At 41.0% G+C, this 16,211-nt stretch carries 10 protein-coding genes; 4 read left to right on the top strand and 6 right to left on the bottom strand.

Going from position 1 to position 16,211, the window contains the following annotated elements; translation table 11 throughout:
* Positions 1 to 169 precede the first annotated feature (169 nt).
* The 4 genes from AQPE_RS14865 (at position 170) to AQPE_RS14850 (ending at position 6,208) form a co-directional block, all read left to right on the top strand.
* Positions 170 to 1,096, top strand: a complete 927-nt coding sequence (locus AQPE_RS14865) for a PAS domain-containing protein (RefSeq protein ID WP_318347286.1) — start codon at positions 170 to 172, stop codon at positions 1,094 to 1,096.
* A complete protein-coding gene (locus tag AQPE_RS14860; RefSeq protein ID WP_318347285.1) occupies positions 1,089 to 2,273 on the top strand; it encodes a SpoIIE family protein phosphatase in 1,185 nt (394 codons plus the stop codon). The genes AQPE_RS14865 and AQPE_RS14860 overlap by 8 nt, the downstream gene beginning before the upstream one ends.
* 256 nt (positions 2,274 to 2,529) lie before the next feature.
* Positions 2,530 to 4,167, top strand: coding sequence for a glycoside hydrolase family 9 protein (locus AQPE_RS14855; protein ID WP_318347284.1), 1,638 nt, complete (start codon positions 2,530 to 2,532; stop codon positions 4,165 to 4,167).
* Positions 4,168 to 4,321: 154 nt separating this feature from the next.
* Positions 4,322 to 6,208: a hypothetical protein gene (locus AQPE_RS14850; protein ID WP_318347283.1), complete on the top strand. Its 1,887-nt coding sequence runs from the start codon at positions 4,322 to 4,324 to the stop codon at positions 6,206 to 6,208.
* Positions 6,209 to 6,274: 66 nt separating this feature from the next.
* Here the strand turns inward: AQPE_RS14850 and AQPE_RS14845 are convergent, their stop codons facing one another.
* The 6 genes from AQPE_RS14845 to AQPE_RS14820 form a co-directional block, all read right to left on the bottom strand.
* The gene (locus AQPE_RS14845; protein ID WP_318347282.1) at positions 6,275 to 7,288 is read right to left on the bottom strand and encodes a dihydroorotate dehydrogenase-like protein; all 1,014 of its coding nucleotides are present in this window, start codon (positions 7,286 to 7,288) and stop codon (positions 6,275 to 6,277) included.
* A gap of 145 nt (positions 7,289 to 7,433) precedes the next feature.
* The gene (locus tag AQPE_RS14840; protein WP_318347281.1) at positions 7,434 to 9,674 is read right to left on the bottom strand and encodes a sodium-translocating pyrophosphatase; all 2,241 of its coding nucleotides are present in this window, start codon (positions 9,672 to 9,674) and stop codon (positions 7,434 to 7,436) included.
* Positions 9,675 to 9,986: 312 nt separating this feature from the next.
* The gene (locus AQPE_RS14835) at positions 9,987 to 10,874 is read right to left on the bottom strand and encodes a DMT family transporter (RefSeq protein ID WP_318347280.1); all 888 of its coding nucleotides are present in this window, start codon (positions 10,872 to 10,874) and stop codon (positions 9,987 to 9,989) included.
* 143 nt (positions 10,875 to 11,017) lie between these two features.
* Positions 11,018 to 13,558, bottom strand: coding sequence for an alpha-glucan family phosphorylase (glgP, locus tag AQPE_RS14830; RefSeq protein WP_318347279.1), 2,541 nt, complete (start codon positions 13,556 to 13,558; stop codon positions 11,018 to 11,020).
* A 160-nt stretch (positions 13,559 to 13,718) separates the two neighbouring features.
* Entirely contained in the window at positions 13,719 to 15,023 is a 1,305-nt protein-coding gene (locus AQPE_RS14825; RefSeq protein ID WP_318347278.1) for a glycosyltransferase family 4 protein, read from the bottom strand.
* Between the two features lie 88 nt (positions 15,024 to 15,111).
* Positions 15,112 to 16,107, bottom strand: a complete 996-nt coding sequence (locus AQPE_RS14820) for a GSCFA domain-containing protein (RefSeq protein WP_318347277.1) — start codon at positions 16,105 to 16,107, stop codon at positions 15,112 to 15,114.
* Between the last annotated feature and the right edge of the window lie 104 nt (positions 16,108 to 16,211).

Below are 16,211 nucleotides of genomic sequence, written 5' to 3'. Positions count from 1 at the left end.
AATTTCAGAAAAAATAACTTAAGTCTGATGATTGTAATGCCCTTCGATCCTTATTTAGATTGGTTACAGTTAAGTATTTCTTTTGAGGTATCGTCATTCAAAAAAGAGATCGAATCTAGTCCTAAATATTCCCAAATGTTTCGTAAATTAAGTTCGAAATTCACACACCATGATTTACGAACAAAATTCTTTCAACCAGGATTTCATTGACGACCCTGAATTGCACCAGAAAATTATTGACGCGTTGCCCATTCCCATTTTTTACCGCGACCTGAAAGGCATTTATAAAGCATGTAATGTGGCTCAGGAAAAATTGCTTGGCCTGCCAAAATCGCAGATCATTGGAAAAACAGTTTTCGACATTCAACCTTTCGAAATTGCTGAAATCTATGCCAAACGCGATCAGGAATTACTCGACAGTCCGGGCGACCAAAGTTATGAGGCGAAATTTAGGGATGCAACCGGATTATTGCGCGATGTGGTCTTCAATAAAGCGGTAATCCGCGACAATAAGGGAGAAGTAATCGGTATTGTCGGTTCAGTTTTCGACATCACCGAACGAAAAAAAGCAGAACGAAAACTCGAAAAAGCACGTGAAGCAACTGTAATTGCCTCGGCTATGATGCACAAAATCAGGGCAGGTCTCATTATTGTCGACAGTGATTTTAAAGTCATCGACTCGAATGAAGCATTTGCGAAGCTTTTCGGGCCTGAAATTGAAGAGTTGTACGAAACGATTCCTGGTCTTCATGGCGCCGATCTGAAAGAACTGGTTCCTGATGTGATTTACAAAATGTTCACAGCGACAATGATTTCAGGAGAAAATGCGATCGATCGGGACATGAAGATTCAGAACAAATTGTTGCACATTTCGGTGATTACCATATACAAACACCGGGTAGTTGGCGCCTTATTGCGCGACATGTCAGCCCCTTCATTGGTTCGCGAAGAGATTATCAGCCGTGCACAACGGGTAAACCGGCACAACCTCGAAACTGTGCAAAAAATAGCCTTTCTCCTTGGCGACAATGCCTCAATGACCGAGGAACTTCTGTATTCTATTATTGAATCGTACAAATACGGCGAGGATGAGTGATGACTATCATATAGAAGTCGATTTGCATCAACTAAACAGGCACGGACAGGTTGTTTGCGGAGATGTTTTTCATTCGAAACAAATCAGGGCTGAAGGTCGCTCCATTCTGGTACTTTCCGATGGAATTGGTCATGGAGTAAAAGCAAATGTACTGGCAACGCTAACAGCATCAATGGCTTTAAATTACGCTTCGTTCCACACCAAGCCCGAAGTTGCTGCTAATATTTTCATGCGCGCTTTACCTAAAAGTATCGACGGCAAGGAGAGCTATGCCACTTTTACAATCATTGAAATTGAAGACACCGGGATGGTTCGCATTATTAATTATGACAATCCCCGCTCAATCCTTTTCAGAAAAGGACAAATGTTTAACCCAAAAGAAATTGAAATTCCGATCAGAGGTGACGAAAACGCAGGAAAAATTTTGAGGATCAGGGAATTTACTCCTTTGCTTGAAGACCGGATTATTTTCATGACTGATGGCATCACCCAGTCAGGACTGGGAAGCTCCAGATTTCCAACAGGATGGGGACTTAACGACATTGTCCGATTTGCAGAAAATCAAATTGCCCGGGACTACGAAATTTCGGCCACCAAACTTTCCCGAAAAATTTTAAACCAGGCCTCCATGAACGATTCGTTTGAAATTCGCGACGATGCGAGTTGTGGAGTTATTTATTTCAGGCAACCCCGCGAATTTATGCTCATCACAGGTCCGCCATTCTACAAAATAAAAGATGTCGACTTTGTTAAACGGATCAAAGATTTCCCGGGAAAGAAAATTATTTGTGGGGGTACAACAGCCGAGATCATTGCGCGTGAGCTGAATATTGACATCAACATACAGCATCGTTTCTCCGAAAAATCGTTACCCCCGGCGGCTAAGATGGAAGGCTTTGAAATCGTGACTGAAGGAATTTTGACATTGGGGAGAGTTGAAGAAATTCTGGAGAATTACAACAGCGACATGCGTCTGGGCGACAGCCCTCCGGAAGAAGTGGTGAAACTACTTACCCAACACGACATCATTCACATCATTGTGGGAACCCGCATCAACTGGGCACATCAGGATCCAGATCAACCCATTGAACTTGAAATTCGTAAATTCGTTGTAAAACGAATAGTGAGATTGCTTGAGGCACGATTTTTTAAAAAGGTTACCGTTGAGTTGGTGTAATTACTCGCCATCCGGGCGAAAATTGGTAGAACTAAAAAAAATATCTAACTGATTGACTATGGAAAAAGTCATCAGTCATTCGGAAAGTCAGTTTTACAAAATTTCCCAATGACTATTGACTATTTCCAATTAATTAGGAGCATTTTCAATAAACTTCTAAATGTTTTAAGACTACTATCGTTTCATATTGAATCATTTGTATTAGATTTACCCTATATTGTACTAACTACAATAATGCTAACTAAAACCCTGAAAAATGAGAACAATTGCATCGTTCATTTTTGTACTTCTGGTTCTTTTCAGCACTTCTGTTTTATCTCAAAACCAGAATATTTGCCTGAATTCACTAGGATTTTTGCCACAAGCATCAAAAAAAGCATCCATAATTGGAGAAACTAAATCGTTTGTAATTAAGCAAGCCGATAGCCAGACTGTGGTCTTTCAAGGAAAAGTTTCAACTCCTGTTTTTCAGAAAGATGTAAACCAAAATGTTGGACTTGCTGACTTTTCTTCATTCTCGAAAAATGGAAAGTATTACCTTGAAACTCCGGAAGGCACTAAATCAGTAGTTTTCGAGATCTCTCCCAACGTGTACAATCAGGCATTCTATACCAGTATGCGGGGTTTTTATCTGTGGCGATGTGGTACTGCAGTTGAAGGAAACCATGATGGACATCTCTTTTCTCACTTGCCCTGTCATTTGGATGATGGATATGAAGATTTTCAGGGGAAACCCGACCAACGCCGCAATGGAACTGGTGGCTGGCACGATGCCGGCGACTATGGCAAATATGTTGTAAATGCTGGCATAACCGTTGGCATGATGTTTATGGCCTGGGACCAGTTTCAAAATAACCTAAAGAAATTTTCACTTGATCTACCCGAAACTGCTCCCGAATTTCCTGACTTTCTGAAAGAATTGAAATGGGAAACCGACTGGTTATTGACCATGCAATACACCGATGGTTCAGGAAAAGTATCGCATAAACTGACACGGAAAAATTTCGAACCGTTCTGCAAACCTGAAGAAGACAAAGAAAAAAGATATTTTACCGATTGGAGTTCAGCCGCAGTGGCCGATTTTGTGGCCATGATGGCTCAGGCTTCCCGGTATTTCGAACCCTACGACAAAGCTTATTCTCAAAAATGTTTGGATGCCGCGACATTAAGCTACAAGTTTCTGAAAGAAAATCCAGAGGATAAAGTATTTGTTCAGGGTGAGTTTCAAACTGGTGGATACCAAACTGAGGATAAAGACGACCGGCTTTGGGCTGCTGCCGAAATGTGGGAAACAACAGGAAATGCTGAATATTTAAAGGACTTTGAGAGACGAGCGTCATCTGAAAACTTCAAAATTGATGAAGATTGGGATTGGGGCGATGTGTCAAATCTGGGAATGTTCGAATACGCCCTTTCAGCAAAAGCCGGGAAAAATCCGGAGATTCTGAAAATCATCAAAAAAAACATCATTGACGTGGCTAATCAAATTGCATTTAATGCTTCATCTGACGTGTACGGAAGGCCATTAAGCCGATATTACTGGGGATGTAACGGAACTATTGCCCGTCAGGTTTTAAACCTTCAGGTGGCGCATAAAATCTCACCTAAGAAAATTTACACTCAAACTTCTCAGGACGCTATTTCGCACATCTTCGGGCGTAATTATTACAATCGTTCGTTTGTAACCGGGCTCGGGATCAATCCGCCAATGAACCCACACGACAGGCGCTCTGGTTCGGATAATGAAATCCAGCCCTGGCCTGGTTATATTGTTGGAGGTGGCCATTCGGCTAAAGGCTGGAAGGATGTACAGGAAGACTATTCGACCAATGAAATTGCCATCAACTGGCAAGGTGCGCTGGTATATGCACTGGCCGGTTTTGTCGGAAAATAGCAGTTAAACTCTCAACACTGACTCAACTGAATAGGACTATAATCATATAGAATCAAACCAATTACACCAATTTAAACTTATGGATTAACCAATAAATATTACTTCCTCATTTTCTTCAACCGAGGAAATGAGGAGTTACAAAAACCTAAAACCTATGAAACCAATAAAAAACCTGTATCTTATTATCGTCGTGTTTTTGTCATCTTTAAGTCCACTATTGGCTGGTGACCACTATAGAAATTTCAAAGTTGCGGTCTATTCCCGTGCTTATGAAACGGCAAAGATGGGCGACATCAACTCACTGGAGCTCACCTGGAATGAAATATCGCAACAATTAAAAGTCGACAAAATTTATCTGGAGACACACCGTGATTTGCTAGTTGTTGATGAAGCAACCCTGATGAAGGCTAAAGCTTTTTTCGAGAGCTGCGGAATCGAAACTGCTGGTGGAATAACGCTAACCGTTGACGAAAGCAATAACTTCCAAACCTTCTGCTATAGTAATCCCGAACATCGTAAAAAAATCAAGGAAATTGTCGAGTTTACTGCCCGCCATTTTAACGAATTGATTCTCGACGATTTCTTCTTTACCAACTGCAAATGCGATCTGTGCGTGAAGGCGAAAGGAACAAAAAGCTGGACTGACTTTCGGCTTGATCTAATGACTAAAGCGGCCAAAGAACTGATTATCGATCCGGCAAAAGCAGTGAATCCCAACATTAAAGTGGTTGTTAAATACCCGAACTGGTACGATCATTTCCAGGGATGTGGATTCAATCTGGAAACAGAACCGAAAATGTTTGATGGAATTTACACGGGTACCGAAACCCGCGATCCATCGAGCAACCAGCACTTACAGCCCTATTTGGGGTACGAAGTTTTCAGGTACTTCAATAACCTCAAGCCGGGGAAAAACGGCGGTGGCTGGGTCGATCCCGGTGGTATGTATTTTATGGACCGCTATGCTGAACAGTTGTGGCTGACCCTGTTTGCCAAAGCTCCGGAAATTACACTTTTCGATTACAGGCAATTGCAGCGTCCTATTCAAAAAACCGACCGTGCAGACTGGCAAAACCACGAAACTACCAGTTTCAATTACGATGAAATGATGAAGCCAATTGCCGATAAAAACGGGAAGATGGTTTTGCCAACAACCATTGCCAGAGCTGCAGGTTATACGTTCGAAACCATTGACAAATTTCTGGGACAACTTGGAAATCCGGTGGGTGTGAAAACCTACAAGCCATTCCATTCGGTTGGAGAAGATTTTTTGCCGAATTACATGGGAATGATTGGTGTTCCAATGGATATCGTTCCGGAATTTCCGGAAAATGAACCGATTGTATTCCTGACAGAACAGGCCAAATTCGATGCAGATATTGTTTCGAAAATCAAGAAACAATTGATTTCAGGAAAAGACATCATGGTTACTTCTGGATTCCTGAAAGCCATGCAGGACAAAGGGCTGAGTGATATTGTCGAACTAAGAATGACTGACACGAAAGCCTCCGTCAAAGAATTTGCTGCCGGATGGGGGCCACATTCTTTTTCAGATCGTGAAATGATTATTCCGCAAATTAAATACATTACCAACGACTCATGGGAAATTGTTTCGGCATTTAATGGCACCAATGGCTGGCCAATTTTACACCGGGGTGATTACAGCAAGGGGAAATTTTATGTTCTTACCATTCCGGATAATGTGATAGACCTTTATCATATGCCTGTTGATATTCTTTCTAAAATAAAAGAGATACTGACACCTGCCATGCCTGCCCTGCTTGAAGCTCCCGGATACACCAGTTTATTTGTGTACGACAACAATACAGTCATCGTTGAGTCGTTTACAAGTGATTCACGTCAAGTGAAACTTCGGTTGGGAGAAGGATTTACCAAAGCCAAAGACTTGATTTCGGGCAAGGAAATTACGGGCGAGAAAAAGGAATATTTTCAGGGATGGAGAAAGCCTTCGCTGGTTAGAACCGTATTGAACCTGGAATTAAAACCACATTCATACGTTGTATTGCAACTTGAAAAATAAAGTTAAAACAAGAAGACAGGAATCATCGAGCTCCTGTCTTCTTGTTTTATAAGCATTTAACCGACATTACACCATCGGGTATTTCTTGAAAATTTCTTCAGATTTCATGAGAATATCAACATACTGAGCGCGTTGATAAGTATAAGGATCTTTCAAAGACTTTCTGGATAGTTTTCCGCAGAAATCGTCAAGGGTTTTGTAGCTCTTTTTATCCATCCAATCATTTAATTCGGCCAACATGGTTGCAATATACGAAGGCTGATTTTTATAAACCGTTGAAACAACCTGAACAACGTCGGCTCCCGAAAGGAGTAAACGAATAACATCTTCAGAAGTATAAATACCACGGCTTGCGCATATGTTGCCCGCAACATTACCGTGAAGCAAACCAGCGTAACGCAAAGCTAACTGATGGTCGCGAGGTTGAGTCAGTTCCCATGGGAAGTTAAAAACTTCATTTTCAATATCTATTTCAGGCTGAAAAAACCGGTTAAACAGGACAAAACTATCGATACCCGCCTCGTCGAGCCTTTTAATAAAATTCAGGGTGTTGGTATAAAACGGGCTCAACTTTACACTTACCGGAATCCGAACAGCTCTTTTAACACTTTTAACAATCTGGTATTGTTTTTCCTCGATTGATGTGCCCCCAACTTCAAAATAACCTGGAGTGGCATATAAATTCAACTCCAAACCATCAACACCTGTTTCTTCAAGTAGTCTGGCATATTCAACCCAACTGGGTTCATACAGTGCATTCAAGCTGGCAAAAACCGGAACCGATGCGGTCTCCTTTAGTTTTCTCAAATGGAATAAATGTTCTTTTGGACCGGCATGTACAATTTCAGGGAAAATACGACCCATTTCAGAATTTCGGTTGGCATATTCATTTATATCTTCATCTAATTGAAGACTTTCCAACTGAATTTGTTCTTCAAAAAGTGATTTGTAAACGATTGCAGCTATACCGGCTTCTTCAAGTTCTTTAACAACTTCGGGTTTTGTTACAAGGTTACTGGCACCAAGAATGATTGGATTTTTTAATTTGATGCCCATGTAGGTTGTTGATAAGTCTGCCATAATATGTGGTTTTAGTGTTTTCGTTTTCAAGTTAAACTCATTATGTAGTTCTTTTGTTCAGCAATTTAGCAAAAAAAAGAAACCCCGAAGATTTTCTCCGGGGTTTATCGTAATTGAAAAAAAATGCTTAAAAGTTGATACAGTATTACATCAAACTGAAGGCAACAGTTAATCCTGCCATTACAATCGAAACCATACTCATCAGTTTAATCAGGATATTTAATGACGGACCTGAAGTATCTTTAAATGGATCACCAACAGTGTCTCCGGTTACTGCGGCCTTGTGACATTCGGAACCTTTTCCTCCGAAGTTTCCTTCTTCGATGTATTTTTTTGCATTATCCCAGGCACCACCGGCATTAGCCATGAAAATAGCAAGAATAAATCCGGTTGAAACACCACCTAAGAGTAAACCAACAACACCCGAAACACCAAAAATGATACCAGTTGCAATTGGAATAAATATAGCCAGCAACGATGGAAGCATCATTTCTTTTTGTGCACCTTTGGTCGAAATCTCAACACAACGTGCATAATCAGGTTCTCCTTCGCCACTTAAAATGCCTTTAATTTCCCGGAATTGACGGCGAACTTCTTCAACCATACTTTGAGCAGCGCGACCAACCGCATTCATGGTTAAACCACAAAATAAGAAAGCAGCCATTGAACCAATAAATGCGCCCACTAATACGCGGGGATTCATCAAATCCAAGTGTAAATACTGCATCATTTCAGGAATGGAAGCTTTATGAATGTCCACGTTGGTGAAATGATTATTCGAAGCGTATTCTGTAAAAGCAGCAACTTTCTCCGGAATACGTGCAATAGCGATTTTAATTTCTTCGATGTACGAAGCCAAAAGGGCCAAAGCTGTTAAAGCTGCCGAACCGATTGCAAAACCCTTTCCGGTTGCAGCAGTGGTATTTCCAAGAGTATCCAAAGCATCGGTGCGCACGCGAACTTCGTGACCTAAACCACTCATTTCAGCATTTCCACCGGCATTATCAGCAATTGGACCGTAAGCGTCAGTAGCCAAAGTGATTCCCAATGTTGAAAGCATACCTACAGCTGCAATGGCGATTCCATACAATCCCATGCTAATGTTTTCGAAATTGAAGCTAGAAGCAAACAGGAAAGCCAAAATAATGGAAGTTCCAACAATTAAAACCGGAATTGCAGTAGAAATCATACCTGTACCAATACCTGAAATAATAACCGTTGCAGGACCTGTTTTAGTTGATTCAGCAATATTACGAGTTGGTGCGAATCCTGAAGAAGTATAATACTCGGTAATTTTACCAATACCAATACCACCCAATAAACCGGCCATCATCGAACCCCAAACTCCCAAATAATTTGGGATATCCAGATATTTCAGGATTAAGAAGGAGAAAAGGGCAATACCAACCGAACTTACATTAACACCACGGCTCAGAGCCGCCAACAATTGTTTTTGTGAAGCACCTTCTTTTGCACTAACCATGAAGATGCCTAATATAGAAAGAACAATTCCAACTGCTGCAATGATCATAGGAGCAATAACCCCATTCATCTGAGTTTCGACTCCCAAACCGGCAAATGCGGTTGCACCCAAAGCTGCGGTTGAAAGAATAGCACCACAATAAGATTCATATAGGTCGGCGCCCATACCAGCTACATCACCTACGTTGTCCCCAACATTATCGGCAATAGTTGCGGGATTGCGCGGATCATCCTCCGGAATGCCAGCTTCTACTTTACCAACCAGGTCGGCACCGACGTCGGCAGCTTTAGTGAAAATACCGCCACCAACACGGGCAAACAAAGCCTGGGTTGAAGCACCCATTCCGAATGTAAGAGTTGTAGTGGTAATAATGATCAATTTCATCGATGGATCGGAAGCAATAATGCCACTGGTAGTCGAATCGAGTGCGCCAATGATGTATTGCAACGCGTAAAACCAGATCGAGATGTCAAGTAATCCCAGTCCCACTACAACCAATCCCATAACTGCTCCTGACCGGAATGCAATACGGAGTCCATCATTTAGTGAACGCTGTGCAGCATTGGCTGTACGAGCCGATGCATAAGTTGCAGTCCGCATACCAAAGAAACCTGCCAGTCCGGAGAAAAAACCACCGGTTAAGAATGCAAATGGCACCCACGGATTTTGAATTTTTAAAACGTAAGCCATAATGGCAAACAAAATAGTTACAATCACGAAGACTTTAAAAACAACCTTGTATTGTTGTCTTAGGTAAGCCATTGCACCATCACGAACATGTTTGGCGATTTTTTTCATTAAATCGGTACCTTCACTTTCCTTCATCATTTGTTTGAAGAAAAACCAGGCAAAAAACAGTGCCAGAACAGAACTGACGGGCACCAGCCAGAAAATAGAATTCATAGTTTTTTGATTTTATGCAACCTGAAGTTGCCGTTAGTTATTTGGTTTTTTTGAAAACTAAAAAGTCCGAAATTAGTAATTTAAGATTTGAATATTTAGTAAGTACTAATGTTATATGACAGCAGCCCACTTAGTCGTTACTGAAAGTCGAAACTGGAAAACATTACGAATCTTTAACATTAATCGCCACTTCGATGATAATTTGCAGACAAACAATTAATATTCATGCCGATTTGGCACAATAGGACAAAACAATTGACAATAGAGTTTTGCAAGAATTCAGATCCGGAGTTGATTCAGTTATCAAAAAAATTAATTTCTTCTCCTGATGGGCAAATTCAGAATTAACAAAGAAAGGGCAATCAGTATCATACCCAAAACGGAGACCACGTCGGCTGATTCGTTTGGAAGAATAATCCAGCTCAGAACTGCTCCGGCAACAGGAATCAAAAATTTCCAAATATTAAGTTCGGAGACCTTAACTCCCGGACGACGCAATAACGTATTCCAAATGGAAATGGCTGCTGCCGATAAAAAGCTGAGCCAAGCCAGTGAAACAAAATATTCAGGTGGAAACGACCGCTCAGAAAATCCCTCAATGGGGATAGAAATTAAAAACATAGCGAGTCCGCCAATAAAAAGAGATGATGAGGTTAAAATTAACGGAGAAATTGTTTGCCGTTTGCGGGCAATAATCACGTTGGTTATTCCTGAAGTTAAATTATTCAGCAGCAGATAAACCACTCCGAGAAAAGCGATTTCGGCTCCGGAAGGAAGACTTTCTCGCCCCAGTGTAATTACTGCAACTCCAGCAATTCCAAGTAAAATACTGATCGATTTAACCCAACTCATGCGGTCGTCAGCAATAGAAAAGTGAGCCACAAGAGCAACAAATAAAGGTCCTGAACCAACAATCATGGCAGAAATTGAAGCAGGAACCAGGCTTATGCCTAAATAGAAAAATGTATATTGAAGTACAACTTGCAAAAAAGAAATCAGAAAAACATATCCGAAGTTTTCTTTTACTTCTTTACTGAATTTTCGAAAATTTCCGATTACAGGAAGAAGGATCAGGCCGGAAATCATGAATCGGATACCGGCAAACTGAAGTGGAGTTTGATACCGTAATCCAATTTTTATACCCACGAAAGCCGAAGACCACAACAAACTTGCGACAATAGCCAAAAAAGTTGTTTGCAAAAGGTATTTTTTCATCACAAATTGAAGAATCAAGAATATAAAAGTAGCTAAAGGAACTGATGTTTTAGAAAGTACAGCCAGTAACAAGTGCTAAAACAGAAAAGGCAGCTTTTGGCTACCTCTTCTGTTTTTATTGTTGTGAGTTACTGAACCCATTTCATATGATGGAAATCCTGACGATGTGGTAATTCAGGATGATTTGGCAGGATACGAATTGCATAGCCAAATGCTCCAGCATTCATCAGATTTAAATCCAACTTATAGGTAATCAGCTGCCCTTCAGCTTTTTCAACCGTAAATGGCAAACATTCAATCAAAGTAGGTCTGGTATCTTTTCCATTTTCAGTAATTACCATTTCAACACTTAAATCTTCAGGTTTTAAGCCTTTAATATCAACTACAACCCGTGCAGGATACACCTCTCCAATTTTCAGAACATTGGTAATTCCATCGGTAATCTGAACATTTTTCACTTCAATCTGATCCCAAACCGCAGAAACGCCTGATTTCCACTTGGCAATTTCCTTCGCCAGGTTATAATCTTTGTCAATTAACCTAGCGGAGCGTTCGGCCTGTGGCTTATAGAACCGATCCTGATAATCGCGGATCATACGTGCTGTAGTGAAATTAGGTGAAACCTGTGCAAATGTGTTTTTGATGTAGGATACCCATTTTTCAGGAATTCCATTGATATTGCGATCGTAGAAAGCCGGCAATATTTCTTCTTCAAATATGTTGTAAATGGTTTCAGCATCCAATTCATCCTGAAGGTCGTTAATTTCGTAAGCATTATCCTGTGGAAGCGCCCAACCGGCATCTTTTTTATACCCTTCAACCCACCAGCCATCGAGAACCGAAAAGTGAATTGTTCCGTTCATCACACCCTTTTCTCCACTGGTACCCGATGCTTCCAATGGTCGTGTTGGCGTATTCATCCAGATATCAACGCCCTGTAACATCATCTTAGCCAGATTCATATCGTAATTCTGAACAAACAAGATCTTCCCAATAAACTCAGGCCGTTTCGAAATCTCAACAATGTATTTGATCAGGTCCTGACCAGCCTTATCGGCAGGATGTGCTTTTCCGGCAAAAATAAACTGAACCGGACGTGCAGGATCATTAACCAATTTTGATAAACGATCCAGATTCCGGAACAACAAATGGGCTCTTTTGTAGGTTGCAAAACGGCGGGCGAAACCAATTGTTAAGGCGTATGGATTGAGCTTTCCTAAAACTTCAGAAATCATTTTAGGGTTTTCGTGCCTTTTAATCCAGGTGTTTGTAAACCTTTGTTTGATGTATCCGATCGTTTTTAAACGCATGCTCTGTTTTAAATTCCAGATTTCCTCATCCGGAACTTTGTAAATCTTTTCCCACAAATCGAAATCAAGCTGATTTTCAGGAAAACTCCTGCCGAAATATTTCAGATGCATTTCTTTCCATTCTTTGGCAGCCCAGGTCGCATAATGAACACCGTTGGTTACATATCCAACTTCGAGTTCCTCAGGCAAAAATCCTTCGTATAACGGACTCAGCACTTCTTTCGAAACTTCGCCATGAAGCATGCTTACTCCGTTTATTCCCTGCGATAAGTTGCAGGCCAGATAGCTCATGTTGAAGTGATCCTCGAATGGATTTGCTTTCCCCAAATTGCAGAATTCGTCCCAGCTAATGCCAACTTTTCCGGGATATTCATGCATATAATGTTTAAACATGTCCTGATAAAACGAATCGTGGCCGGCAGGAACCGGTGTATGCGTTGTAAATAAAGTTGAAACTCTCACAACTTCTTTGGCTTCCGGATAGGTAAGCCCCTTTTCAGAAACAAAATCAGCCATACGTTCCAGACCGATCATTGCGGCATGACCTTCGTTGCAATGATAAATATCCATTGAATAACCCAGTTTCTTCAGAGCACGAATACCACCAAGTCCAAGAAGCATTTCCTGTTTCAAGCGATTTTCGTTATCGCCGCCATACAAATGGTGCGTTACAAAACGATCCTCATCCGAATTTGCCTCAAAATCAGCATCCAACAAAAACAGTTTAATCGATCCGATAGATACTTGCCAAACCTGGGCAGAAATTTCGCGACCAGGATATTGAACCTGAACATGTATCCAGTTTCCATCTGCATCATAGGCCGGCTGTACTGGTATTTTAGAGAACTGTTGAGCATCATAATTTGACAACTGCTCCCCGGTAATCGAAATATTCTGGCGGAAATAACCATAACGGTAAAGCAGCCCAACTCCAACCAAATCTACTTTCGAATCGCTTGCTTCTTTCAGGTAGTCACCTGCCAGAATTCCAAGTCCTCCCGAAAAGATTTTCAGACTGTCGTGCAAGCCGTATTCCATGCTGAAATAAGCCACTGAAGGCCCTTTCAAAACTTTACGATCATCAAGATATTTGTGTAACAGAGAAGAGACGTGATTCATTTTAAACAAAAACTCTTCATCTTTTTCAAGCTCCAAAAAACGCTGATAATTCACCTCATCAAGCAACACAATTGGATTGTGCTCACACTCTTCCCATATTTCAGCATCAATGTACTGAAACAATTCGCGAGCCTCGGTATTCCATACCCACCACAGATTGCGGCTTATTTCTTTGAGTGGAGTCAGCTTTTCAGGAATATTTGACTCTACAAATAGTTTTTTCCAGTTTGGTTGTTCCATGGTTTTTATTTATGTGTATAATACTGAATTTTTCAACTTATCTATTTCACTTTCAAGGCAAGTAAATTAAACAACAAAAGAAGGTAAAAAAACACGCATTTAAATGACCTTAATGTGAAATGGACGTTAATTATTTGGTATCGAATTGAGGTCTTGATTGTTAATTATGTTTTGGCTTAACCTCAAGGAGCTTGAGATATGTTCTATTCACTTCCGATGCAACATTTTTCCAGATTAGTTTGTCGGCTTCCTTTTTCCCCTTCTCGCCTAAGCGTATGCCATATTCCTGATTAATCAGCAAAGTGTAAATAGCGTCAGCCATTGCCTGAATATCCCAATAATCAACTTTAATCGCATTTTGTACCACCTCCGACACACCCGATTGTTTTGAAATCACCACCGGTACCCCAGCCTGCATCGCCTCAAGTGTGACAATTCCGAATGGTTCCGATACCGAAGGCATAACAAAAACATCGCTTGCTTGAAATAGTTCAGCAATTTCGCTTTCGCCCACAAAACCCGGAAAATGGAAATAAGATGAAATATCCAATGCGGATACTTTTTGCTTCATTTCGTTTAATAAATCGCCTTTGCCAGCCATCACAAAACGAACGTTTCGCATTTTCTGAAGTACCAGACTGGCAGCTTCGACAAAATATTCAGGGCCTTTCTGCATGGTTATCCGCCCCAGGAAACTCACAACTTTATCGTTCGTATATTCCCTGGAAGTTTTTGCGTCTCCAGAACGAACAGGCTCCACCGCATTATAAACTGTGATTACCTTCTCCGGAATGATATTATATTTTTCAATGACGACAGACCGGGTTAAATTACTGACCGTGATAATTTTGTCAGCGGCATCCAATCCTTCCTTCTCGATAGCACAAATGGCTGGATTGACCGAACTTCCTGATCGATCGAATTCGGTTGAATGAACATGCACAACAAGTGGTTTGCCCGAAACGCGTTTAACGGCCATCCCAGCCTGAAAGCACATCCAGTCGTGAACATGAATCACATCGAAATCAATTTCTCGGGCAAGTTTCCCAGCAATAAGTGTGTAATTAGCGATCTCCTGAAAAAGGTTTTGACCATAATCGCCACTAAAAACAAACTTTCCTTCAGGAGTCAATTCGATCAACTGCTTTTCTCCGGAAGAGATTTCCGATTTCAACTCATCAAATTCGGAAGTTCCCAAATAGGGAATTAAACCAGATTGAAGCTCGTAATATTCAACCTTCGACCGGGCATTGTCAAACTGGATTTGTTGATGAACAACAGGAATTTGATCGGCTCCCAGCAAATTAATATTCGAACGATCTTCGTCGCCCCATGCTTTCGGCACGACAAAGGTCACCTCAACATCTTTGAGTTGAGCCAGGCCTTTGGTCAAACCATAACAGGCTGTTCCCAACCCACCCGATATGTGAGGCGGAAATTCCCATCCAAACATTAAAACCTTCATAAAATTAAGTCAATAGGCATTGCATTGTCAAAAGTAGGAAAAAATGCCACGGAAGTATCAAATCGGGAAAGGTGTATAATAATATGGTCTAAAGTTTTTCCAGTTCCTGCTCAAAATAATTTCGTTCTGCATTCAGGTTGACGATTGGAAACTGTTCGCTCATTCGATTGATAAGAGCCAGGGTTTGCTCCAGAAACTTTTTAAATTCGGTCGTGTTTGGGTTAACCGGACGGTGAGACATTGCTTTATTAATCTTCAGCATACTTTTCGAAATATCGCGGCTCGCACCGGTAATGGCAGCTTTGCTAAACCGTTCAAAGATGTAATCAACAGCCACCGGACTTATATGCAACATGTCGTCAGCATAAAAGCGATAATCGCGCAGCTCGTCCATCACGATTTCATAGGATGGAAAGTACGAACAACTTTTGTCGCCAAATCCTTTGATCAAATTATCGATGGCCAGTAAAAGCGTTGCTTTGCTGAGCTGATTTTCGATCGCGCCATCTTTCCAGTGGCGGATCGGACTTACCGTAAAAATTACTTTTAAATCCGGATTAAACTTCCAGATTTGCTCCAGCAATTCGCGGTAAACATTGGTAACCTCAAATACACCGAGCCGGAATCGCTTAAACTCCGCGGCAGGAATTTTATGGCAATTTGAAACAATTTGTCCGGTCTTCCTGAGTTCGTAAACCCAGGCTGTTCCGAAAGTGATGACCAAAAAATCAGCTCTTTTCAGAAATTCGTTGGAGCTTGAAATACGTTTGTTTATTTTTTCGAGAGCCGAATCCCGATCTACATCCGAAAAACGGCTGTGATGATAAAAACTATTCCACAAACCTTGATCCTGAAAAAGATCATCTTCAGTAAAAACCCGCTTTTCGAGCAATATCCGAAGGCTGTTGGCAATCGATTCCGGATTGTATAAAATTCCAAACGGATTCATATCCACATCGAACTTCAGATCAATTAATTTCTGCCCGATGTTCTCCGAAAAGCACGATCCCAAAAACATCATGCTCTTCGAATAATCCATTTGATCGGGAAATTCAGGAATTTGTATTTCGGTAAAAAACCGCATAAACATTTACGATTTAATAATTAACAATTGAACGAATCGAAGCAAACAACTCATGGCTAAATGGGAAAGGTCATTAGTCAATAGGAAAAATAGAAACCGACATT

This window comes from Aquipluma nitroreducens (genome assembly GCF_009689585.1).
Taxonomy (GTDB): domain Bacteria; phylum Bacteroidota; class Bacteroidia; order Bacteroidales; family Prolixibacteraceae; genus Aquipluma; species Aquipluma nitroreducens.
The sequence above is the reverse complement of the archived record's forward strand: the minus strand, read 5'-3'. Positions and strand labels throughout refer to the sequence as shown.

Excerpts from the sequence above, each read along its gene's own strand:
- glgP (WP_318347279.1), bottom strand. The coding sequence starts at position 13,558 with ATGGAACAACCAAACTGGAAAAAACTATTTGTAGAGTCAAATATTCCT.
- AQPE_RS14825 (WP_318347278.1), bottom strand. The coding sequence starts at position 15,023 with ATGAAGGTTTTAATGTTTGGATGGGAATTTCCGCCTCACATATCGGGT.
- AQPE_RS14820 (WP_318347277.1), bottom strand. The coding sequence starts at position 16,107 with ATGCGGTTTTTTACCGAAATACAAATTCCTGAATTTCCCGATCAAATG.
- AQPE_RS14860 (WP_318347285.1), top strand. The coding sequence starts at position 1,089 with ATGAGTGATGACTATCATATAGAAGTCGATTTGCATCAACTAAACAGG.
- AQPE_RS14850 (WP_318347283.1), top strand. The coding sequence starts at position 4,322 with ATGAAACCAATAAAAAACCTGTATCTTATTATCGTCGTGTTTTTGTCA.
- AQPE_RS14865 (WP_318347286.1), top strand. The coding sequence starts at position 170 with ATGATTTACGAACAAAATTCTTTCAACCAGGATTTCATTGACGACCCT.
- AQPE_RS14840 (WP_318347281.1), bottom strand. The coding sequence starts at position 9,674 with ATGAATTCTATTTTCTGGCTGGTGCCCGTCAGTTCTGTTCTGGCACTG.
- AQPE_RS14845 (WP_318347282.1), bottom strand. The coding sequence starts at position 7,288 with ATGGCAGACTTATCAACAACCTACATGGGCATCAAATTAAAAAATCCA.
- AQPE_RS14855 (WP_318347284.1), top strand. The coding sequence starts at position 2,530 with ATGAGAACAATTGCATCGTTCATTTTTGTACTTCTGGTTCTTTTCAGC.